Source organism: Pseudomonas sp. URMO17WK12:I12 (assembly GCF_000514395.1).
GTDB classification, from domain to species: domain Bacteria; phylum Pseudomonadota; class Gammaproteobacteria; order Pseudomonadales; family Pseudomonadaceae; genus Aquipseudomonas; species Aquipseudomonas mucoides.
Genome location: NZ_AZVV01000007.1, coordinates 171,549 through 193,220, shown reverse-complemented (window position 1 = coordinate 193,220; position 21,672 = coordinate 171,549). Strand labels below are relative to the sequence as shown.

Sequence of the window (21,672 nt, the reverse complement as noted above, 5' to 3'; positions counted from 1 at the left end):
AATAACGCCCATCGCGTCAGGTCATATTCGGCAATCAGCGAATACTGGATCACGACACCTTCTCTTAAGGCTTTGCACCCTTTATTGACGAAACTCAATTGTTTGTCTGGAGCAAGGTGTAGGAATACTCAAACAGGTGATGAAGCGACACAAAAGCTTGCGTTTAAACACAATGTGTCAAGGACCTGCGGATCGATTTCCGGCAGTTGTGCGCAAGCGCAATACCGCTGGTGGTAACCCACCCTTACGGGGACGACGGTCATGAACACACCCTCCCAAGACATGCTGGATAACCTGTATGGCTCACCTCGGCACATTGACCAGGCTGCCATCGCACCGCTTCTGCGCCAATACGCCGAGCCTCTGCCGGCGCTGGACTCATCCGCCTTTGGTGAAATGTTCGATCGCTATGCCGATGCGCGCGTGGTGATGATTGGTGAGGCCAGTCATGGCACCAGTGATTTTTATCGAACCCGGGCAGCGATCACCCAAAGGCTGATTGAGCAACACGGGTTCAACATTGTGGCCGTTGAAGCCGACTGGCCGGACGCAGGCCATGTCGACCAGTATGTCCGGGGGTTGGCACACTCGGCGTGGAAACGTCACATCTTCAGCCGATTCCCGACCTGGATGTGGCGTAACACCGACGTGAGAGCATTCGCCCACTGGCTGCATCAATACAACCACACCCTCGCCACTGAGCGTCGCGTCGAGTTCCGCGGGCTGGACGTATACAGCTTGCGCAACTCCATCCATGAGGTGCTGAGTTATCTGGACCGGGTCGACCCACAGCTGGCCCACGAAGCCCGGCGGCGCTATGGCTGTCTGACCCCTTGGCAGGATGATCCCGCCTTGTATGGTCACTTCGTCGAACGTGCCGGCTTGATGCCTTGTGAGCAACCGGTGATCGAACAGCTCGACGCCATGCTGGCTGAACAATTGGCCGGGCTCATCCAGAACGACGAGGCATTCTTCAATGCGGCGCAAAATGCTCGGGTGGTGCAGGCGGCGGAACAGTATTACCGTGCGATTTATCGAGGGTCGACCGCCTCGTGGAACCTGCGTGACCGGCACATGTTCGACACACTTCGGGCACTGCTTGAGCACCGGGGTCCACAAGCCAAAGCCGTGGTCTGGGCGCACAATTCTCATATTGGCAACGCGGCTGCGACGGAAATGGGCTGGAAGGGTCAGTTCAACATCGGTCAGCTGTGCCGCAGTGCTTATGGGCGCGATGCTGTTCTGATCGGCATGAGCACCGACCGTGGCCAGGTGGCCGCGGCCGATGACTGGGACGGCGACATGCTCATCAAGGACATCCGGCCCTCTCGCCCGGACAGTTGGGAGCACCAGTTCCTAATGGCGGGTGTGCCGGCGTCATTGACCGACTGGCGAGACCCAACGCGCAAAGCGCTGCGCCGTGTGTTGTCCAAACCATTGCTGGAGCGGGCCATCGGGGTGATTTACCGCCCTGAAACCGAGCGTGGCAGTCACTACTTCGAAGCGACGCTGGCCGAACAGTTCGACGCCATGATCTGGATTGAACAGACCCAACCCGTGACAGCACTGGCGCTGCCGAAAAGCCAGAGACTCGAACCGGAAGACGAAACCTATCCGTTTGGCGTGTGAGGCCGATCAGGCGTTGTCAGGCGGGGCCGTGCAAATGCTTCTCGAACCAGTCGCCAGCGAGTCTGGCGACTTCTTCAAGGGCGCCCGGTTCTTCGAAAAGATGAGTCGCGCCCGCCACGATTTCCAGCTGCTGCTCACACCGCAAGGCATGACTGCTTTGATCATTCAATTCGAGCACCACCGGGTCCTGGGCGCCCACGATCTGCAGAGTGGGTGCCCTCACCTGCGACAATGCAGCCCCCGCCAGGTCGGTGCGCCCTCCCCGACTGACCACCGCATGCACCACCTCCGGGCGCACGGCCGCCGCCAACAACGCCGCCGCAGCACCGGTGCTTGCGCCGAACAGGCCGATTCGTAGCGAGTGCAACTTCACGTCCCGACCGACCCAGTCTATGACTTCCACCAGTCGCCTGGCGAGCAAGGCGATATCGAAACGTAACTCCCGGGTGAGGTTGTCCAGCCGTTGCTCTGGCTCCGTGAGCAGGTCGAACAGCAGCGACGCCAGCCCCCTGCTGGCCAGCGACTCGGCGACATACTGATTACGCGGACTTGTACGACTGCTGCCGCTGCCATGCACGAAGACCACCAGACCGCAGGGGTTGGCCGGCAGACGCAAGTCGGCTGATAACTCAACGTCTTTCAGGTCCAGCTGTCGATAGTGCGACTCAGTCATCGACGTTCCCCTGAACCTTGGCGCTGGTGGCGGCTTCTCGCTGCCAGGCCAGTTGCAACAAATCAATGACTTCTTCGTCCGAGGTCTGGGGGAAATTCAAGTACCAATACCCGATCGACATCATCCATTCAGGCATGAGTGGGCAGATCACCTCATCGACTTCGAAGCTCAGCGTGTCCACCGTTTCCAGCGGCGCAACCGGCACGGCAACGACGATACGAGCAGGTGCCTGCATACGCACCGCGCGGATCGCCGCCATCATCGAGGCGCCCGTCGCCAGGCCATCATCCACCAGAATCACCACCTGCCCCTTGAGCTGTAAGGGTGGCCGGGCGCCCCGGTACAGCAACTCGCGCCGCTGCAATTCCCGTGTTTCACGCGCGACCACGGCGTCGAATGCGGCCGGGGAAATCGGGTGGGCCCGCAGCGCTTCTTCATTTCGGATCTGGATACCGCCACTGGCGATGGCGCCCATGGCGAACTCCGGGTTGGACGGCACGCCCAGTTTGCGCACCAGCATCAGGTCCAGGCGCACGTCCAGGGCCTTGACCACTTCATAGGCGACCGGAACGCCGCCACGGGGTAAGGCGAGGACGATGACATCGGGGCGCTGTGCGTATTTGAGCAACGGTTCCACCAGACGTCGACCGGCTTCTTTCCGGTCCTTCAACGTGGTTTGCAATGAGGGGCTTTGACTCATGAAAAACCTCCCCAGGCGATGACGCCTGTCGTTTCGTTTCAACATGGCCTGGCCCGATCTAGACGGCCAGAACGCTGCAAGGCACCTGGTACAGAATGTGTTCGGTCGTGCTGCCCAGCAGCTTCTCCAGGCCGTGATACTGGACTCTGCCCATCACGATCACATCCACCTTCTGCTCGCTGGCAAAATCGCTCAACGCCGAGACCGGGTGTCCGAGAACAAAATGCCGACGGTCAGAGGGGACGCCATACCGACCGGCCAATTTAATGAACGATTGTTCCTCGGTGGTGCGCAACTCTTTGGTGATGTCTTGAAGCGCCAGCCCCCCCATGTCCGCCAGATAGACCCCAGAAAGATCGCAGGCATACAGCAGGTGCAACTCGGCATCGCACTGCAACGCCAGGTTGGTGGCTTGCTGAATGATCCGCTCGTTCAGCTCGCTGTTTGCAGGCGCCGTATCCGAAGCGTCAACCGCCGCCACGACCTTGCGCGGCAAGGCATGGCCACCGCCGCCCACCAGATAGATCGGTATTGGGCAGTGGCGCAACAAATGCCAATCCAGCGGAGTGAAGAACGCGCGTTTGAGCGCTGATTCGTGTTGCACTTCCTTGATCAACAGGTCGGGCTGCATTTCCGTGACGCGATCAAGAATGTCTTGCTTCATGTCATCGGTCCACGCCACCTCCGTCGTCACTTCGAGCCCGAGAGCGTGGAGTTTGGTGGCCTGGTTCTGCAGCCAGTCGCGATGGTCCTGACGATAGCTTTCCAGGGCCTTTTCCTGCTCGCCTTCGTCAAGTAGTGACAGTATCTTCAACGGCTTTATAAACGCAGCAATATGCAAGCTCGCGCCGCTGGCCTTGGCCAGGGCGGCCGCATGGTTTATCGCAGGGGAATGGCGCAGGGCCGGGTTGATGATGAGTAACAAGCGTTGATATTGGCTCATGATCTGACTCCAGACAGGGGGGACTTGACGCGCCGGATCAGACGCCAGCGTTTGATTCAGAGTCCTCCGTTGATGTCGCCCAGGCGTTGATTTATATCAAATCCCTGCGCAAGACCGATCAATGGACTAACGCCGCTCATGGATTGACATTTCATTTCTCCGTACTTGATCAATATCAATAGGGCCGAGCCGAGCGGGATTACGTTGGCAGTGGCCCCGCACTTTTTTGCGGTTGATCGGTTTCGACAGGAGACGGCAATGTCTGCCCCACTTGCGAGTCAGCGGTTGCGCTTGTACGACAGCGATGAACTCGATGGCGTGCTGCAGGCGATGGCGCGCCAAGCGGCGATATTGTTGCCGCCCGCTCAATCGGCACTGATTGGCATCCAGCGCCGCGGCGAGCCTCTGGCACAGCGCTTACAGCAGCATCTTTCGCGTCAGACCGGCCAGCCAGAACTGCCGCTGTACCCCCTGAAGGTCAAGCGCTATGCCGATGACCTCAAGGTCCTGCATGCACACACGGAATTGACCGAGAACCCGCTTCTGGGAGCGCTGGACCTTGCCAATACAACCCTGCTTGTTGTCGACGATGTGCTTTTTGAGGGCCATTCACTCCTGCGCACCTGTGCCTATCTGGCGCAACTGGGGGCCCGTCGGGTCTACACGGCGGTATTGGTTGATCGGCATGTTTGCCAGCAACCGATCCGTGCCGACATTATCGGCGTGCATCTGCAAGTTGCCGCCCATGACATCGTCGAATGCAACGTCCCGCCCTACGAAATGGAGTTCTGCATTGAAGTGTTACGGCATGGCGCTGTCCGATGATGGCGCAACTGTTCGATAAACCTCAAAGGAGCCAATGCATGCTCACTGACCGCCCGCTTCTTTTTGCCCTGCAAGGCAGTGAGCACTATGCAACCCGCGTCGCGCAGCGGCTTGGCTGCCAACTGGCCCTTCATGAAGAACGCAACTATGAAGATGGCGAACATAAATGCCGACCGCTGGCGTCGGTTAACGGTCGCGAGGTCGTGGTGTTCCATTCCTTGTATGGGGATGATCGGCAGAGCGCTAACGATAAGTTGTGTCGCCTGTTGTTCTTTTGCGGAGCACTCAAGGATGCCGGTGCTCGCCATGTGCAAGTCGTAACACCCTACCTCTGTTACGGACGCAAAGATCGTCGCAGCCAACCTCAAGACCCAACGATCACCCGCTACCTGGCGACCATTTTTGAAGCCTGCCACGTTGATCGTCTGGTTGCCCTGGAGGTGCATAATCCGGCCGCGTTCGACAATGCCTTTCGCATTCCTGCGTGGAACGTGCAGTGCACAGAATTATTCGCCGAGCATTTCGCCAGGTTCGTCGGCGACGCCGACGTGGTAGCGGTGTCCCCGGATTCCGGTGGTGCCAAGCGCGCCGAACAGTTTCGTCAGGCCCTCGAACGACAACTGGGACGCTCAGTGGGCAGTGCGCTGATGGAAAAGCACCGTGCTCACGCGACGCTGACGGGCACCCTCTTGGTGGGCGACGTATCGGGTAAGACAGCCATTGTTTTCGACGACCTGATCAGTACCGGTGAAACGCTGAAGCATGCGGGCCTTGCCTGTCAAAAGGGTGGAGCCACCCGATTATTCGCCGCGGCGACCCATGGTTTGTTTACGGCGGGCAGCCAACTGTTCGACCCGCTGCTTTTCGAGCACATTGCGATCTCTGACAGCGTGCCGCCATTTCGCCTGCTGTCCGAGTGTGTGACGCAGCACGTGCACGTACTCGACAGCACCGCCCAGATAGCCACCTTGCTGGCTGAAAATGGGGCATTCGATTCCGTCTGAGCGGAAGCTGTCGATCAGAGCCAATGGGAGTGCCTGACGTTGAAAAAGATGAAAATCAACACAGCATTCACACTGATGGAGCCAGGCCCGGTGGTCTTCGTCACCACAAATGACGGCCAGAAGAACAACATCATGACCATTTCGTGGACCATGGTGATGGGCTTTACGCCGACTTTCGCCATGACCACCGGCCCCTGGAACTATTCATACGCCGCGCTCCTGAAAACCAAGGAGTGCGTCATTTCAATCCCCACCGTCGATTTGATCGATTGCGTTATTGGTGTGGGAACCTGTTCCGGTGCGGACACAGACAAGTTTGCAACATTCGGATTGACGCCCGTGAAAGGCAAACATGTCAGGTCACCCTTGATTAAGGAGTGCTTGGCCAATATCGAATGCAACGTTATCGATGTCATCGAGAAGCACAATATTGTTGTCCTCGAAGGCCTCGCCGCCTACATCGACGATTCACGCAAAGAGACACGAACCATTCATTCAGTGGGTGATGGTTCCTTCGTCGTGGACGGACGCAAACTGGATAGAAGAGAAAGGATGCAGTCGAAGCTTCCAGAGGGTGTCTAGGTGTTTAGTGGTCGTGCGCAATCACCCATTCAAATGGACTTGTCATCGTCGTGCTGATCTTCCAGCTGAAATACATTGAGATCGGTCGAGTGAAGGCGGGTCAGCGTCAACGTTGCCATGCAATAAGTGCATTTTCCGCTGGCAGAAAGGCGTCTGAGTGCCAGGCGCGTACCCGAGGGGTGTAGCCATCCACGGGCCGCGTGGCAGAGACCGAGATAGAAAAGATATAGCCTTGAATGGCGCCGGGAATGGGCCCGACAGCGTTCATCGGCAGGCATTCTGCCGGGTGTTCATCGTACGGGCCGGCATAGAGTTCCACCCTTACCCACTCCGGTGCGATCTCCCCCAGGTAGACTGGAACGCTGATGTACAGCCGCTCGCCGTCGTGTTTCGCATCGACCGTGCCGAAATGTATGTTGTCCCATCCCAAGGCAACCGCCTTCTGCCAGGCATGAAGCGCACGTGCGAGCTCGGCCATATCCTTGCTACGGCGTCGGAAAGCCTGGATCGCCGGTTGGTAACAACCGTCCAGGTATTCGAGCAGCATGCGATTGCTACTGAATTGCGGCCCCAATTGCGACATGCTGGCGCGCATGCGTTGCACCCATCCTCGTGGAATTCCCTGCGTGTCGCGCATGTAAAAGGTGGGGACTACTTCTTCTTCGAGCAAGCGGTACAAGCACTCGGCGTCGGCGACATCGTCGCTGGGGGCGTCGTCGCCGATCGCCCAACCGCAGGTGGACTGGTACGCCTCCGCCCACCAGCCGTCCAGTTGGGACAGGTTCAGTCCGCCATTGACCAGAACCTTCATACCACTGGTGCCGCAGGCTTCCCATGGTCGTCGCGGTGTATTGATCCAGACATCGACGCCTTGCACCAACTGTTGGGCCAGTTCAATGTCGTAATCCTCCAGGAACACGACATGCCTTCGTAGATTTGGACGATGAACAAACTCCATCCATGCCTGGATCAGCTGCTTGCCCTGCTCGTCATTGGGATGGGCTTTACCGGCGATGATCAGTTGGACCGGTCGATGTTCATCGGTTAGCAGGCGACTCAGGCGCTCCGGGTCATGCAGCAACAGATTCGGTCGCTTATAGTCGGTGAATCGCCGCGCGAAGCCGAGCGTCAGGCAATTGGGATCGAGCACCTGCGCGGCTTCTTCGACGTGCAGCGGTGACTCGCCACGTTGTCCAAGATGCCATGCCAAACGGTGACGCGTGTAATGCACCAAATCGCGGCGTTGCTCGGCGGCCATCGTCCACAAGGCCCTGTCATCACTGTTGGAGACCGTCCCTGAGAGAGACTCCACCGTGCCGAGCCAACGTTCCTTGCCACAGGTACTGGTCCACAGGTGATCGGACCACACTGAATCCCAGGATGGCACATGGACGCCGTTGGTAATATGCCCTACAGGTATCTCTTGAAGCGGCCAGCGTGGATAAAGATCACTGAACAATCGACGGCTGACCTCGCCATGCAAACGACTCACGGCATTGCACTGGGCGCACCCACGCAATGCCAGAAAAGCCATGTTGAAAGGCTCATCGTCGTTCGCCGGATCACGCCGGCCCAACGCAAGCAGTTCGCGCAATGAAATGCGACAGTCTTCGAGAAACTCGCGCGCATACTTGTAAATAAGCGCGGGTGGAAATGAGTCGAAACCCGCAGCCACTGGCGTATGCGTTGTGAATACATTACCCGCACGCGTTGCCCACCACGCCTCCCAGAACGATGTTCCCATCTTGTGCATAAAGCGACGGGCACGTTCCAGCACAAGCAGTGCGGCATGACCTTCGTTAAGGTGGCACACGTCCACGTCGATCCCCAGTGCGTCGAGTACCGCCCAGCCACCGATGCCGAGCACCACTTCCTGGAGCAAACGCATTTCCGAGCCACCGCCGTACAACTTAGAGGTGATACCGCGATCGGCGGCACCGTTGCGCAGATCGTTACTGTCCAGCAGGTACAGGCGCGTACGTCCGACAATGGCCTGCCAGATACGCAAATACAAAGTGCGGCCGGGAAGTTGCAGCACGATTTTCAGCCAGGCCCCTTCATTTCCGATGGTTGGCTGAATCGGCAGGCTGGTGGCATCGTTGTATGGATAGGCCTCATGCTGCCTGCCTTGCGCGTCGATGTATTGCCGAAAATAGCCTTCCTGATAGAGCAAACCCACCCCAAGGATTGGAGCGCCCATATCGCTCGCCGTCTTGAGGTAATCCCCTGCAAGCACACCGAGTCCGCCGGCATAGAGCGGAAAGGCCTCACTCAGACCGTACTCCATACTGAAATAAGCGATACGCGCCGAATCGCCAGCCGCTTGCCGCTGCGCATACCAGCCTGAGTCGTCGAGATAACTCCGATGCTCTGCAATGGCGTGTGCCAGTTTCTGCGAGAAATGGGCATCTCGGCAGAGTTCGTCAAGACGCTGCTGCGAAGCATTCTGCAGAATCATCCACGGATTATGGGTGCGCTCCCAAAGTTCTGGGTCAATCGATTTCCACAGGTCGTCGAGTGCATGATTCCAGGTCCAGCGCAGGTTAAGCGCGAGCTCGGTCAGTGTGCAGAGTGGCTCCGGCAACTCACGTGGCAAGAAGGCATACACGTCGACACCTCAATGTAATCGGCAGTTTTGCGGATCTTGATCAGGCGGGCCATGCGGCAACGGCTTTACGGTGTGCGATTAAGTGACAGGCGCTTTTCCACCGCCAGAACATGCCGAGTCGTGGCGAGCACTGCATCCGGATTGAGGCTTATCGAGTCGATGCCAATTTCCACCAGAAATTCAGCCATCTCGGGATAGTCAGACGGCGCCTGTCCGCAGATACCGGAGTGGCGGCCGTTGCGTTTTGCTCCCTCCACCGCCAGACGAATCATCTGTTTCACTCCCGGATCGCGTTCATCGAAATCGAAGGCGACGATTTCCGAATCGCGATCCACGCCGAGCGTCAATTGGGTCAGGTCATTGGAGCCGATGGAGAACCCGTCGAACAGTTTGGCGAAGGCGTCGATCAGGATGACGTTGTTGGGGATCTCGCACATGACGTAGACCTCCAGTCCGTTCTCTCCGCGCTTGAGGCCATGGCTGGCCATCGCTGCCAACACCTTTTCACCCTCCTCCACTCTGCGGCAAAAAGGGATCATCAATTTGACGTTAGTCAGGCCTATCTCGTCGCGCACCCGCTTCATTGCCGCGCATTCCAGCGCAAAACCTTCGGCATAGGCACTATGGGTATAACGGGACGCCCCACGAAAGCCGATCATCGGGTTGTCTTCTTCCGGCTCGAAATACTGACCGCCCAGCAGGGTCGCGTATTCGTTGCTTTTGAAGTCGCTCATGCGCACGACGCAGGGTTTTGGATACACCGCCGCCGCAATTGTGGCGACGCCTTCGGCCAAGGTCTTGACGAAAAAGTCCGCAGGATCATTGTAAGCAATACTCAGGGCAGCGATGTTTTCGCGTGTCGTGTCATCCACCTTTTCCGGGTGTACGAACGCCATCGGATGCACCTTGATGTACTCATTGATAATGAATTCCATACGCGCCAGACCAATGCCATCCACCGGTAGCGAGGCAAGACTAAAGGCCTGATCAGGATTGCCCAGGTTCATCATAATCTTTGTTTTTGGATGTCCCAGCTGGCTGAGATCGGTGTGCTGAATGTCAAAATCCAGAATGCCTTCATAGACATTTCCGGTTTCGCCTTCGGCGCAGCTAATGGTGATCGGTGTGCCGGTTTCTATTTTCTCTGCCGCGTTTGCGGTTCCCACGATGGCGGGAATGCCCAGTTCACGCGACACGATGGCGGCGTGACAAGTCCGGCCGCCCCGGCTCGTCACAATCGCCGCTGCGGTCTTCATGACAGGTTCCCAGTCGGGTGCCGTGGTATCTGAGACCAGCACCTCGCCCGGTTGGAAATCACTGAGATGCTTGGCATCGTTGATGACACGCGCCTTGCCGGCGCCAATTCGGGTACCGACCGCCCTGCCCTTGAGCAGCACTGTTGATCTTTGCTTGAGATGGTAAATCTCAAGCACGCTGCCTTTCTTTTGCGACTCCACCGTTTCCGGTCGCGCCTGTACGATATATAAGCGGCCATCGATCCCGTCTTTGGCCCATTCCATATCCATGGGCTTGTAAAAACCGGCTTTGCTCGAGTAGTGGTTTTCAACCTTGATGGCATAGTCGGCCAGCACCATCACATCCGCATCAGAGAGGCTAAAGCGGGTTCGTTCTTCGTGGGGCGTGTCAATATTCTCGGTGTATTCCACCGCGATATTGCCGGTATTGAGCGTGTCGGTAAAAATCATCTTCTTTGCTTTGCTGCCCAGGCTGCGCTTCAAGACCGCCCGATATCCCTGGAGAAAGCTGGGTTTGTGCACATAGAAGCTGTCGGGGTCGATTGTGCCCTGCACCACATTCTCGCCAAGCCCCAGTGCGGCATTGATGAAGACGACATCCCTGAAGCCTGTTTCCGTGTCCAGCGAAAACATCACGCCACTGGCCCCGATATCGCTACGCACCATTTTCATGACCACGACGGCGAGATAGACCTTGTAGTAATCAAAGCCATTGTCGTATTTGTAGTGAATGGAGCGGTCGGTAAAGTTGGATGCCAGGCAACGTTTGTAGGCATCAAGCAGATCATCGTCACCGGCAATGTTGAGATAGCTGTCGTTCTGCCCGGCAAATGAGGCCTGCGGCGAATCTTCAGCGGTCGCCGAGGAACGCACTGCCAATGAAATGTTTTCGCCGTATTCTTTTTTGAGTTGGGCATAACTGTGCAAAATCGCCGTCTTTAGGTCTTCCGGCAATGAACAGCCATATACAATCGCCCTCGCCTTTTTCCCCCGCGCCTGCAAATCCTTGATGTTGGCGGGGTCGAGTCCGTCAAGTGCCGCATGCAGAGGCTGCCAGGCCCTATTGTGATCAAGTACATAACGATACGCCTCAACGGTGATGGCAAAGCCGTTGGGGATGCATACCCCCTCAGTCGTGAGGTTCTGGTACATCTCTCCCAGCGAGGCGTTCTTGCCACCCACCAGCGATACATCGTTGATACCCAGCTCTTTGAACCAGCGGATATGTGAAGGCATCACGATGTTTCTCCATTGGATGGGGGAGACTTTGTCGGCCGTTTCTACTTTATACAAAGCTTTATGGCTTGATGCCGTCTGCGTGTGTTGATCTAGATCAATTTGCGTCTTTTGAGCAGTAATAGCGGGGAGTTTCAGCCCCCTTTTTGATTTGTGCAGAAGGTGTACCTGGACACCAACTGGCCCCGGACCCCGGACCCCGGACCCCGGACAACAAGACTGTCAACGGCTGATATCAGTTTTGTGCGCTTTGCGGTCGACCACCGCCATCCCGTAAAAACGACTTGAGTGAGGTCAGCGAACGGGTATTGAGCACATCGTGTTTTTCCAGCCAGGCTCGGCGCGCCTGAGCGACCCCGTAGCGCAAATAAGAAAAATCCGCGGTGCGATGGGCGTCCGAATTGATGCTGATGAGCACCCCTTGATCCTTGGCGTATTGGCACTGCAGGTCAAACAGATCCATGCGCTGGGGTTGCGAGTTGAGTTCCAGGCAGCAACCACGCTCAGCGGCTGCCTTGGTGATTGCAGGCAGGTCCATGTTCAGAGGCGCGCGTTCATTGATCAACCGACACAGGGGGTGTGCCAGTATGCTGAAGTAGCGATGATCCATGGCCCTGAGCAGGCGTTGGGTTTGTTGATGCAGCGTCAAGCCGAAATGACTGTGGACGGCGCCCACCACCAGATCCAGGCGCCCCAGAATGTCGTCCGGCAGATCCAGGCGCCCGTCTTCGAGAATGTCGACCTCAACACCCTTGAGCAAGGTTATGCCCTGCAAACGGGCATTGAGCGAATCGATCTGGTCGATTTGCTTCAACAATCGATCAGTGTCCAGACCATGGGCCACCCTGAGGGACCGGGAGTGGTCGGTAATTGCCAGGTATTCCAACCCGGCTTGCTGCGCCGCCAACGCGATCTCTTCCAGGCTATTGCCGCCATCCGAGTAACGGGTATGAGCATGCAGGTCACCTTTGAGGTCGCTCAACTCAATCAGCCTCGGTAAACGACCTGTCAGTGCCGCCTCGACTTCACCGCGATTTTCGCGCAGTTCCGGGGTGATCCATACCAACCCCAAGGCCTGATAAACCGCCACCTCGGTGGTATGGGCCACGCATTCTGCGGCCTTGAACACCCCATATTCATTGAGTTTGAGCCCCAACTTCCGGGCCCTCTGGCGAATCGCGATGTTATGCGCCTTGCTGCCAGTGAAATACACCAGAGCGGCGCCAAATTGCGCCGGTTTTACAATACGCACATCCACTTGCAGGCCTGAACCCAGCACGACGCTGGCACGCGTGCGCCCTTTAACCAACACGGTGGAAATCTCCGGGTGCTTGAGCAAGTGTGCCGTGACGTTCACAGACGGCGCTGCGGCCACGAGGATGTCGATATCACCGACGGTGTCGCGCATGCGACGCAGACTTCCGGCCACCGTTGCTTCCTCGATGCCCGCAAGCTGCTGCAAGTATTCGATCAGCCGGCGCGCCACGGGCTCCACAAACGCCAGCGGCAAACGGTGATCTTTTCCGATCCCCTGCTGCGCGGCACTTAACAGCCGCGTTTCCATCTTTTCGCCGAAGCCGGGCAGATGGCGGATTCGCCCCTGTCGAGCCGCCTCGCATAACTGCTGCGCGGTTTCGATCCCCAGATCGTGATACAGGTGCCTGACACGTTTGGGGCCCAATCCGGCGATGGACAGCAGTTCAACCAATCCGGGCGGTAATGTCGAACGCAACCGCTGGCGCAAAGCACAATTTCCGGTGGTAACGATTTCGTTGATCTTGCCTGCCAGATCAACTCCGATACCGGTCAGTTTGGGCAGTGGTTCGCCACTCGCGATGGTCTCCGCGAGCTCGAAGGTCAACGCCCTTAACGTGCGCGCCGCATTACGGTAGGCCCGGATCCGAAAGGGGTTGGCGTCATCGATTTCCAGCAGATCAGCAATTTCGTCAAAAACCGCGGCAATCTGATCATTGCCAATCACCTGCCAGTCCTTGAGGGAGGCCGATAGCAAGGCGGGTAACGGTTCCTGAGACGGTACGGCGGTGAGCTTCATTGCAAGAGCCCGTCCAGTGGGATGAAAAACGCGTCTGAGCGTTGATATTGACTCACGATCTGACTCCAGACCGGCGGGCGAGCCCCGCTCACCCCTTCAGCGTATGCGGCCGGGGGGTGTCGCGGGAACCATGCGCCACGCTTCAGGACACTGGCGCACATAGGGGTAATAGCCTTTGGCAGAGTCGCAGTAATACCAATTGGGCGGTGACTGCGCGGCGGGCGGTGCAGCCCCCGTGGTTGCGCCGGGAGGGAGGATTACTGGCGGCGATTCGATGATCACTGTAGGTGGATTGGCCGGGTAGTAGTAAGTCGGAGCGGGATAGTAATAAACCGGATAGGCAGGGTAGTAATAAGGACCGGGAATACGCGCAGCTTCCCAACCGAGGCCCAGTCCCAGGCCTATGCCCCACCAAAATGCCCCTGCACCGCCGTGATGCGAGTCGGCATTGGCCGGTAAGGCCAGGCTTGTGACAATCAGGATGATCCCTGTCAACGCGCACCGTCTTACCGTGTCGAGGTTCATGATGTTCACCCAATCGAACAGTGAGTCAGCGCCTACTTCAGGTCTGTTTGGTCCTGGTCGCCGTCCATTTGCGGTCTTGGCATGTGCATTTGCATCGGCATCTGCATTGGCATCTGCATCGGCATTTGCATTGGCATCTGCGAACCGTCATAGCCAGCATTCCTGTGATGCATCGCTGTCCAGAACAGGTCGAATATGGTTTTCTGTTCAGTTCCCAGAGCGTCATAAAATGTTTTGGTACGCACCTGAGCAGCATCCAGACGCACCAACTGCGCCTGCATCCAGTTGGTTTCTGCGCGCAGACGCTCTATCCCTTTTGCCATTCTTTCCGGCGTCGTTTCATCAAGAGGCGCTTGCTTCGCGCTCGCCATCTCGTTGCGCCGGGCCTTGTCCTTTTCCAGTTGCTGATTGGCATCCGCGGTGACCCCGGTAGCCCATGTCTCCCAGGCGGGCATTTGCTCCGGCTTGAGATTGAGCTTGGCTTTCAGTTTATCCAGGCTCCGCTGCGTATGTTTGACCCAATCGAAGTCCTGGAAATGATGGGTCATGCCAGCTTGCGGTGACAGGGGTGGGTTGGCGAAGACGCTGCTGGATGGCATCAAGAAAACACTCGCCGCTATCAACATGCATTGTCCGATCATGCTTGATTTGTTCATTTCAGCTCTTCTCAATACGGTGGTGGGGATGGTTCGAGATTAGGAGCCAGGCAGGTGGATAATCTGATCCACATCAGAAAACAGCCAGACAAATGAGGTTGCGGCTAGACGGTCGATAGTGGCAGCCGCCGTGTTCCCTTGGTGACGCATCGCCAGCCCATCGCAAAGCACATCCGCGTCCTCCATGTCATGGGCGGTAGAGTGTTTTGCGATCAGCCAATCCAGCGAACCTCGGGCGTCTTGTGTGAGAGGGGGCCAGGCGCAGATTTCGGATGGCCAACGATAATGGGCGCCACTGGCGTCCACTCGGCCGGCAGGCCCAGGGCATGCTTGCCATCCGGCGTATTAAGAAAGCTCTGCGCGAAACCGATCCAACAGGTGGCAAGTCCTTCTGCATAGGCGGCGAGCATCAGATTCTCGGCAGCCAGGGCACAGTCTTCGACGATCCAAGGACTCGGAGCATTTCCCGAAATCAGGATGAGTGCAGGTGCGTGATAGAAGATCTGAAAGTTTTCGTCATTGAGCAACGTATGGAAGTGCTCGGAATGGAAGCCAGCGGGCATCGTCTTGAGCATGTGCGCTTTCGCTTCACGGGAGATTCGATCCAGCAGTGCCTGGTCGCGAATCACCGTGAAAGTCCACGGTTGTTGGTTCATTGCGCTGGGCGCCTGGGCCGCGGCACTGATTAAACGCCGCAGGACGTTCTCATCAACAGCTTCTGTCGTGTATTCACGCGCCGAGCGCCGGCCGGAGATTGCCTTGTCGATGTTCATGAGTGCATACCTGATAAAGGGCCGTCTCATAAGGTTGTCCACCCGCATGGACCTGCTGTTGATTTAGATCAAATCAAGGCGGAACCCGCCTCTCGTTTCGTCAGACAACTCGCGCACGTCTGAACGACGCCACGTCGCGCGAACTTGATCTGCATCAGATGAACGCTGTGCGCTCACTGCACACTGGATTGGCCGGGTTCGCTCTTGCGAGACGGGCAACGCGGGAGAAATGGCTCGCGCAGGAGCGCTGACATGTATGGAAAAACCCTGGTACCTACCAGAAGCAGCGCCGCGCTGCGGTTTCTGATACGCGCCGTGTTGGTGGGCGCTTGCGCAGTGGCCTGGGGCGCGGACGACGCCGTGCTGAGGGTCGAACCGCGCGTCACGATCCTCGTTTACCACCGTTTTTCGGACACGGCAGACGACTCGATGACCGTGCGCATGAGCACTTTCGAATCGCAATTGCGTGTCCTGCGCGAGCGTGGCTACCACATCGTGCCGCTGCGTGAAGTGGTCGACTGGCTACGCGATCCCGAGGCAACGCTACCGCCCAAGCCAGTGGCGATCACCGTCGACGACGGCCATCGTTCGGTATACGAAAAATTGCTGCCGGTGATGCTGCGAGAGCGGTTCGCGGTCACGCTCTTTATCTACCCCTCGGCGATTTCCAACGCGTCCTATGCCATGACCTGGGAGCAATTGCGTGCACTCAGGCAGACCGGGCTCGTGGATATTCAGTCGCACACGTTCTGGCATCCCAATTTCAACGTCGAGCGCCGACACCGTTCGCCAGCGGATTTCCAGCAATTCGTTCACACGCAACTCGACAAGTCACGTCGACGTCTCGAGTCGCAAACCGGCGCCCCTGTTGACATGCTCGCGTGGCCGTTCGGTATCTACGACGACGAATTGATCACGCTCGCCGCCGATGAAGGCTATGTCGTCGGTTTGACCCTGGACGCGCGCAAGGCCGACCGGCACGCACGGCTGCTGGCACTGCCACGCTTTCTGATGACCGACGCCTATGGCGCCAACACGTTCGCACGCCTGCTCGGCGAACCGACCACTCAGCCCGTGCCCGCCGCAGGGAGCGCGCCATGACCTTGACCCGCGTCTTGAGGCGTTTGGCGATCCCGATGTTGTTCGTCGTCACGGCTTTGCTGGCTGTTCAAGCCTTGGCCTTTACCGGTGTCGTACTCGACTCGAGCACTCGTCATCCGGTGGCTGGCGCGACCATCACGACGTTGGCCGGTGTAACCCACACCAATGAGCATGGGCAATTCGAGACGGCTCACGCGGCCCGGAGCGTCGCGGTTCGCGCCCCGGGGTATCTGCGCACCGAGGCCAAGCTGTCCGACGAGACGCCTGTGACGCTCACATTGACTCCGTTTCGTCCGAAAGCGGTTTACCTGTCGGTGTTCGGCATCACCAGTGCGACCTTGCGCAACAGGGCCGTCAGCCTTGCCGACCATACGGTGATCAATGCACTGGTCATCGACGTCAAGGGCGACCGCGGTCTGACGCCCTATCGCAGTGCCGCGCGCGAGGCAATCGGCGCAGCGGCCCGCGTGACCACCCGCGTACCACAGGCGCAGGACTTTCCTGCGCTGCTGGCCAGGCTGCATGCACAACACCTGTACCTGATCGCGCGGATTGTGGTGTTCAAAGACGACCCGCTCGCCGACGCGCATCCGCAGTGGAGCGTGCACACCGCCGACGGACAACCCTGGCGGGATCGCGAAAACCTGCAATGGATGGACCCGTTTTCCCACGACGTCTGGCAGCACAATCTTGATGTCGCCGAGGAGGCGGCGCGGATGGGCTTCGATGAGATCCAGTTCGACTACGTGCGCTTTCCCGACAAGAGCGGGCTACGCTTTGCCCTCCCGAACACCCGGGCCAACCGGACTGCGGCGATTGTCGAGTTCCTGCAGGCCGCACGCACACGGCTCGCGCCCTATAACGTCTTCATCTCGGCGGACATCTTCGGCTACGTCTGCTGGAACCTTGATGACACCGCGATCGGCCAGCAGATCGAACTGCTCGGCGCGGCGCTCGACTATATTTCTCCGATGTTGTACCCCTCCAGTTTCACGTGGGGGTTGCCGGGCTGTACCAACCCGGCCGCCGACCCCGGCCAGATAGTCCGGCGTTCCCTGGCGGAGGCCATGCAGCGCACCGGCCTGCCGGGCGTGCGCTTTCGTCCGTGGTTGCAGGCATTTCGCGACTACGCGTTCGATCATCGCCCGTTTGATGCGGCGGCGATCAAGGCGCAGGTTGACGCCGCCGACGCAGCCGGCACTGATGGGTGGATGCTATGGAACCCTCGCAATCACTACAAAGTCAGCGACCTGCCACAGCGTTGATGGGTGCGCTGAAGCACTGGACGCTGCTGCTCGGCATGGCGACGGCGGCGCAGATGACGAGTGCCAGCGATCTTGATGCGCCGACACGCCTGCAAGCCGCACAGATCGTCGACACACAGATTGCCGCCGGACGACTTCCAGGTGCCGTTGTTCTGATCGGGGATTCCACACAGGTGCTGTATCGCCAAGCCTTCGGACAACGCAAGACGACGCCCTCCCCCGAACCGATGACGCTGGACACCGAGTTCGATCTTGCGTCGCTGACCAAGGTCATCGCGACGACCACGGCGATTATGCAACTGGCCGAAGCGGGCCGCCTCGATCTGGACGCACCCGTTGCCCGGTATTGGCCTGCGTTTGCGATGCAAGGCAAAAACGCGGTGACGGTGCGTGAGCTGCTTGCCCATACCTCCGGGCTAGCGCCAGACTTGCCTGCGCGGCCCCCGCAGCCCGGCCGGAAAGCCGTATTGAGTGCGATCGCGGCGCAGCATCCGCGCAGCGCGCCCGGTGAACGCGTGCTCTACAGTGACCTGAATTTCGTGGTGCTCGGCGAGCTGGTCGAGCGCATCACTCACCTCCCGCTGGACGCGTATTGCCGTGTTCACATCTTCGGCCCGCTCGGTATGCACGACACGGTCTTCATGCCGGACGCCGGTCGAGCGGCACGCAGTGCACCGACCATCGCCAACAAGGCCGGCATCCTTCGCGGGCGCGTGCACGATCCCACGGCCCGCTGGATGGGCGGCGTTTCCGGTAACGCGGGGCTGTTTTCCACCGCGGACGACCTCGCCCGCTTCGCGCAAATGATGCTCAACAACGGGCGCGCAGGCTCCGTGCGCATTCTGCGACCCGAGAGCATCGCCGCACTGGCGGCAGCGTCCTCACCGCTCGCGGCCGTGCCGTGGCGCGGCCTCGGCTGGGAACTGGCCGCACCACTCGTGCAGAATCATGACCGCCTGCCGCCGATTGGCGTCATCGGCCACACGGGCTATACCGGTACGGGCCTATGGATCGATCGGGTCACACGCCAGTTCATTGTCATCCTGACCAACCGTGTGTACCCGGACGACCGCGGTGATGCTCGCCCGCTTCGTGCGCAGCTGCTCGCGTTACTGGCAAGCCGAGCCGTGCCTGTGAGTGCTGCACAGATCGGTCGGTCGTTGCCGTCAGCCTTGCCGGCGCTGCATGAAGCCAATCGCCTGCCGGCCTCGACCGGCCCAGTGCAGACCGGCATTGACGTGCTGGAAGCGCAGCGGTTTGCGCCGCTCGCTGGCCTGCGCGTGGGGTTGATCACCAATCGCAGCGGTTTTGACGCCGAGGGCAGGCGCACCGTCGACGTACTCGCGCATGCGCCAGGCGTCACGCTGGCGGCGCTGTTCTCGCCGGAACACGGGCTTGATACCGATGTGGATGAACGGGTCGGTGACACCCGCGACGCGGCGACGGGCCTCACCGTACACAGCCTGTACGGCGCAACGCAGCGTTTCCCGGTGGGGTCACTTCGTGGACTCGATGCGCTGATCTTTGACATACAAGACGCCGGCGTGCGTTTCTTCACCTATGAAACGACGCTCGGCTACGCGCTGGAAGCCGCCGCGGCGCGAGGCATTCCATTGTTTGTGCTGGATCGGCCCGATCCGCTCGGTGCACAGCGCTTCGGCGGTCCGGTGCTGGACAGCCTCCGCGAATCGTTCACGGGCTATTTTCCTGCGCCGCTTCAACCCGGCATGACGGTCGGTGAACTGGCGACTCTATTCAATCGCAATAAACACATTGGCGCGGACCTGCGCGTGGTGCCGATGCAGGGCTATCGACGCACAATGACGTTTACCGACACCGGTCTCGGTTGGGTGCCGCTATCGCCGAACCTGCGCACACTGTCCCAACTCGATCTGTACCCGGATGTCGGGTTGCTCGAAGGCGCGAATGTGAGTGTCGGGCGCGGCACGCCGCATCCGTTCGAGTGGATCGGCGCGCCGTGGATCGACGCGACCCGCCTGGCAACCGCCCTGAATGCGCTGGATGCCGGCGCGCATTTTGCGCCACTCGACTTCGTCCCCACCGACTCCACCTGGCGCGGTCAACTCTGTCATGGGGTGAGTATTACGCGCGACGCAGCTTCCGAGCGGCGCCCCGTGGCAAGCCTGGGACTGGCACTGCTCGCCACATTGCACCGGCTCTATCCCGATACGTTCAAGCTGGCGGCAACGCGCGGTTCGATCGGCTCGCAAACCGTGTGGCAAGCGATTCACGACGGTGCTACACCGGATGCAGCGCAAGCACTCGACGCTGCGGCGCTTGCGCGCTTCGCACGACTGCGGCAGCAAAACCTGCTTTATTGAGTGTGAGTACGGACGTCAATCCCTGTGAGTGAGAGCCTCCATCGTGCAGCCCGCAATCGCTGCCGGGCGGCCACTGTTCGGGACCTTCATCCCTTTTTCCCCAGGTAGGTGATGAGTTTGTCCAGGGTGTCCACTTGCTGGTAATCGCTTTCAGGAATTGCAATGCCCAGACTGCGGTTCAGCGCTTCGATGAAACGAAGCCAATCCATGGAATCCAGATCAACCTCTTCGCGTAGCGACCGATCGGGTCGCAGCTGCTCGATCTCAAGTTCCGGGGCAATGCCTTTCAAGGCTTTCCAGACTTCATCGCGGATCATGTTCGGGTTCATGTGTCCTCTCCTCAAAGCGCCTCTGGCGTCTGCAACAAGCGTCGGACTTCGCCCAGAAAACGTGCGCCGTAGTGACCGTCGCTGACTCGATGATCGGCGGACAAACTGCTAATGACCGTCGGCATCACACACAACTGGCCGTCTTTCACCCAGGGCCGCTCAGTGATCCGACCGAAACCGACCAAGGCCACCTGGGGCGGATAGATCACCCCTAATACGCTGTCCACGCCCTGATCGCCGAGTTGAGTGACCGTCATGCCGGCGCCTCCCAGCTCGGAGCTGCGCAGGGATCCGCTGCGGGCGCGCTCGACCAGGCTGGCCAGTTCACTCATTAACTGCGTCAGGGAGGTGTCCGCCACATGATGCAGAACCGGGGCGACCAGGCCCCCCTGGCGCAAGGTGATTGCCACCCCAAGGTCGGTATCGAGTGCGGGCTTGAAGGCGTTATCCAGCCAGAAACCATTGAGCTGCGGATACTCGCGCAAGGCCAGCGCCACCGCCTTGAGCAGCAAGACGCTGGGCAGCAGGCGTTCCTGAAGTGTGCTTTGCGCATTGTGTACCTGCAGCCACGCCATGACGTTATCCAGGGCGATGGTTTCGCTGAGGTAGTAATGGGGAATCTCGCGTTTTGATCGGCTCATGGCTGCGGCGATGGCGTGCCGCATGGCCTGATCGGGGTCTGGAGGGTGCGTCACACGGGCAGCGGTCTCGATGTCCTCCAGGGTAATGACACCCTGTGGACCATGGCCTTTTACATCACCGGCACTGACCCCTAACTCGGCAGCACGCTTGCGCGCCGCTGGAGAAACCCGCGGGCGCCTGCCCGCCGGGGCTTGCTCTTCGATCAGCAGAGGTGCCGCTGTCGTTCGTCGTGCACTTTGCGGATTTTCGCCCGGTTCCAACAATCGGGCGATGGCGGTACCGACCGGTACTTTGGCGCCGACATCGATCAGCAGTTGCGACACCGTGCCGTCATGCCAACACTCGACATCGATGGCGGCCTTGGCGGTATCGACGACGGCAATCACCTGACCTGGCTTGACCACATCGCCCGGATGGACTTTCCACTCCAGCAACGTGCCTTCATCCATATCAGCCCCCAGAGAGGGCAACTTGAACTCGATCATCGTTTACCCTCCGCGTCCGATACTCGAACGCGCCATTGTCATTGC

At 59.1% G+C, this 21,672-nt stretch carries 18 protein-coding genes; 7 read left to right on the top strand and 11 right to left on the bottom strand.

Translation table 11 applies throughout. The annotated features are described in order from the left end of the window. Positions 1–261 precede the first annotated feature (261 nt). Complete coding sequence (locus D882_RS0110170; protein ID WP_027923138.1) at positions 262–1,629, top strand: erythromycin esterase family protein; 1,368 nt, start codon at positions 262–264, stop codon at positions 1,627–1,629. A 16-nt stretch (positions 1,630–1,645) separates the two neighbouring features. On the opposite strand, the gene D882_RS0110165 is transcribed toward D882_RS0110170, so the two are convergent. The 3 genes from D882_RS0110165 to D882_RS0110155 are packed head-to-tail and all read right to left on the bottom strand — an operon-like array spanning position 1,646 to position 3,945. Next, on the bottom strand, positions 1,646–2,302 hold the full coding sequence (locus D882_RS0110165) for a dienelactone hydrolase family protein (protein ID WP_027923137.1): 657 nt from the start codon (positions 2,300–2,302) through the stop codon (positions 1,646–1,648). Next, the gene (locus tag D882_RS0110160; protein WP_027923136.1) at positions 2,295–3,002 is read right to left on the bottom strand and encodes a phosphoribosyltransferase; all 708 of its coding nucleotides are present in this window, start codon (positions 3,000–3,002) and stop codon (positions 2,295–2,297) included. The genes D882_RS0110165 and D882_RS0110160 overlap by 8 nt, the downstream gene beginning before the upstream one ends. A 58-nt stretch (positions 3,003–3,060) precedes the next feature. Continuing rightward, on the bottom strand, positions 3,061–3,945 hold the full coding sequence (locus D882_RS0110155) for a universal stress protein (protein ID WP_027923135.1): 885 nt from the start codon (positions 3,943–3,945) through the stop codon (positions 3,061–3,063). A 258-nt stretch (positions 3,946–4,203) separates the two neighbouring features. On the opposite strand from D882_RS0110155, the gene D882_RS0110150 reads away from it, so the two are divergent. From D882_RS0110150 to D882_RS0110140, 3 genes are read left to right on the top strand one after another with little or no spacing between them, the layout of a single operon-like run. Further along, positions 4,204–4,770, top strand: a complete 567-nt coding sequence (locus D882_RS0110150) for a phosphoribosyltransferase family protein (protein ID WP_027923134.1) — start codon at positions 4,204–4,206, stop codon at positions 4,768–4,770. Positions 4,771–4,808: 38 nt separating this feature from the next. Next, positions 4,809–5,774: a ribose-phosphate pyrophosphokinase gene (locus D882_RS0110145; protein ID WP_027923133.1), complete on the top strand. Its 966-nt coding sequence runs from the start codon at positions 4,809–4,811 to the stop codon at positions 5,772–5,774. Positions 5,775–5,822: 48 nt separating this feature from the next. Further along, complete coding sequence (locus tag D882_RS0110140; protein ID WP_081743932.1) at positions 5,823–6,356, top strand: flavin reductase family protein; 534 nt, start codon at positions 5,823–5,825, stop codon at positions 6,354–6,356. Between the two features lie 106 nt (positions 6,357–6,462). Here D882_RS0110140 and glgP read toward each other — a convergent pair whose 3' ends face one another. From glgP to D882_RS0110105, 6 genes are all read right to left on the bottom strand, one after another. Beyond that, positions 6,463–8,964 carry an alpha-glucan family phosphorylase gene (gene glgP / locus D882_RS0110130; RefSeq protein WP_027923131.1) on the bottom strand — a complete coding sequence of 834 codons (2,502 nt, stop codon included), beginning with the start codon at positions 8,962–8,964 and terminating at the stop codon, positions 6,463–6,465. Between the two features lie 65 nt (positions 8,965–9,029). After that, a complete protein-coding gene (gene ppsA / locus D882_RS0110125) occupies positions 9,030–11,456 on the bottom strand; it encodes a phosphoenolpyruvate synthase (protein ID WP_027923130.1) in 2,427 nt (808 codons plus the stop codon). Positions 11,457–11,691: 235 nt separating this feature from the next. Continuing rightward, positions 11,692–13,509, bottom strand: a complete 1,818-nt coding sequence (gene polX, locus D882_RS0110120; protein WP_027923129.1) for a DNA polymerase/3'-5' exonuclease PolX — start codon at positions 13,507–13,509, stop codon at positions 11,692–11,694. A gap of 96 nt (positions 13,510–13,605) precedes the next feature. Next, complete coding sequence (locus D882_RS1000000131960; RefSeq protein ID WP_231986512.1) at positions 13,606–14,004, bottom strand: hypothetical protein; 399 nt, start codon at positions 14,002–14,004, stop codon at positions 13,606–13,608. A 62-nt stretch (positions 14,005–14,066) separates the two neighbouring features. Continuing rightward, positions 14,067–14,690, bottom strand: coding sequence for a Spy/CpxP family protein refolding chaperone (locus tag D882_RS0110115; RefSeq protein ID WP_027923128.1), 624 nt, complete (start codon positions 14,688–14,690; stop codon positions 14,067–14,069). 212 nt (positions 14,691–14,902) lie between these two features. Then, positions 14,903–15,463 carry a nitroreductase gene (locus D882_RS0110105; RefSeq protein ID WP_027923127.1) on the bottom strand — a complete coding sequence of 187 codons (561 nt, stop codon included), beginning with the start codon at positions 15,461–15,463 and terminating at the stop codon, positions 14,903–14,905. A 252-nt stretch (positions 15,464–15,715) separates the two neighbouring features. On the opposite strand from D882_RS0110105, the gene D882_RS0110100 reads away from it, so the two are divergent. Genes D882_RS0110100 through D882_RS0110090 form a run of 3 tightly spaced genes read left to right on the top strand, consistent with a single transcriptional unit; the run spans position 15,716 to position 20,171 of the window. Then, positions 15,716–16,564 carry a polysaccharide deacetylase family protein gene (locus D882_RS0110100; protein ID WP_027923126.1) on the top strand — a complete coding sequence of 283 codons (849 nt, stop codon included), beginning with the start codon at positions 15,716–15,718 and terminating at the stop codon, positions 16,562–16,564. Positions 16,565–16,578: 14 nt separating this feature from the next. Continuing rightward, positions 16,579–17,829 (top strand): putative glycoside hydrolase, encoded by a 1,251-nt coding sequence (locus D882_RS0110095; RefSeq protein ID WP_256218363.1) that lies wholly within the window; start codon positions 16,579–16,581, stop codon positions 17,827–17,829. Next, a complete protein-coding gene (locus D882_RS0110090) occupies positions 17,781–20,171 on the top strand; it encodes a serine hydrolase (RefSeq protein WP_256218362.1) in 2,391 nt (796 codons plus the stop codon). Before D882_RS0110095 ends, D882_RS0110090 begins: the two co-directional genes overlap by 49 nt. A gap of 86 nt (positions 20,172–20,257) precedes the next feature. On the opposite strand, the gene D882_RS0110085 is transcribed toward D882_RS0110090, so the two are convergent. After that, on the bottom strand, positions 20,258–20,500 hold the full coding sequence (locus tag D882_RS0110085) for an acyl carrier protein (RefSeq protein WP_027923123.1): 243 nt from the start codon (positions 20,498–20,500) through the stop codon (positions 20,258–20,260). Between the two features lie 11 nt (positions 20,501–20,511). After that, a complete protein-coding gene (locus D882_RS0110080; protein ID WP_027923122.1) occupies positions 20,512–21,627 on the bottom strand; it encodes a dihydrolipoamide acetyltransferase family protein in 1,116 nt (371 codons plus the stop codon). Positions 21,628–21,672: the final 45 nt, after the last annotated feature.

What these genes read in the sequence shown, in the direction of transcription:
- D882_RS0110170 (WP_027923138.1), top strand. Translation starts at nt 262, where the DNA reads ATGAACACACCCTCCCAAGACATGCTGGATAACCTGTATGGCTCACCT.
- D882_RS0110165 (WP_027923137.1), bottom strand. Translation starts at nt 2,302, where the DNA reads ATGACTGAGTCGCACTATCGACAGCTGGACCTGAAAGACGTTGAGTTA.
- D882_RS0110160 (WP_027923136.1), bottom strand. Translation starts at nt 3,002, where the DNA reads ATGAGTCAAAGCCCCTCATTGCAAACCACGTTGAAGGACCGGAAAGAA.
- D882_RS0110155 (WP_027923135.1), bottom strand. Translation starts at nt 3,945, where the DNA reads ATGAGCCAATATCAACGCTTGTTACTCATCATCAACCCGGCCCTGCGC.
- D882_RS0110150 (WP_027923134.1), top strand. Translation starts at nt 4,204, where the DNA reads ATGTCTGCCCCACTTGCGAGTCAGCGGTTGCGCTTGTACGACAGCGAT.
- D882_RS0110145 (WP_027923133.1), top strand. Translation starts at nt 4,809, where the DNA reads ATGCTCACTGACCGCCCGCTTCTTTTTGCCCTGCAAGGCAGTGAGCAC.
- D882_RS0110140 (WP_081743932.1), top strand. Translation starts at nt 5,823, where the DNA reads ATGAAAATCAACACAGCATTCACACTGATGGAGCCAGGCCCGGTGGTC.
- ppsA (WP_027923130.1), bottom strand. Translation starts at nt 11,456, where the DNA reads ATGCCTTCACATATCCGCTGGTTCAAAGAGCTGGGTATCAACGATGTA.
- polX (WP_027923129.1), bottom strand. Translation starts at nt 13,509, where the DNA reads ATGAAGCTCACCGCCGTACCGTCTCAGGAACCGTTACCCGCCTTGCTA.
- D882_RS0110115 (WP_027923128.1), bottom strand. Translation starts at nt 14,690, where the DNA reads ATGAACAAATCAAGCATGATCGGACAATGCATGTTGATAGCGGCGAGT.
- D882_RS0110105 (WP_027923127.1), bottom strand. Translation starts at nt 15,463, where the DNA reads ATGAACATCGACAAGGCAATCTCCGGCCGGCGCTCGGCGCGTGAATAC.
- D882_RS0110100 (WP_027923126.1), top strand. Translation starts at nt 15,716, where the DNA reads ATGTATGGAAAAACCCTGGTACCTACCAGAAGCAGCGCCGCGCTGCGG.
- D882_RS0110090 (WP_256218362.1), top strand. Translation starts at nt 17,781, where the DNA reads ATGGAACCCTCGCAATCACTACAAAGTCAGCGACCTGCCACAGCGTTG.
- D882_RS0110085 (WP_027923123.1), bottom strand. Translation starts at nt 20,500, where the DNA reads ATGAACCCGAACATGATCCGCGATGAAGTCTGGAAAGCCTTGAAAGGC.
- D882_RS0110080 (WP_027923122.1), bottom strand. Translation starts at nt 21,627, where the DNA reads ATGATCGAGTTCAAGTTGCCCTCTCTGGGGGCTGATATGGATGAAGGC.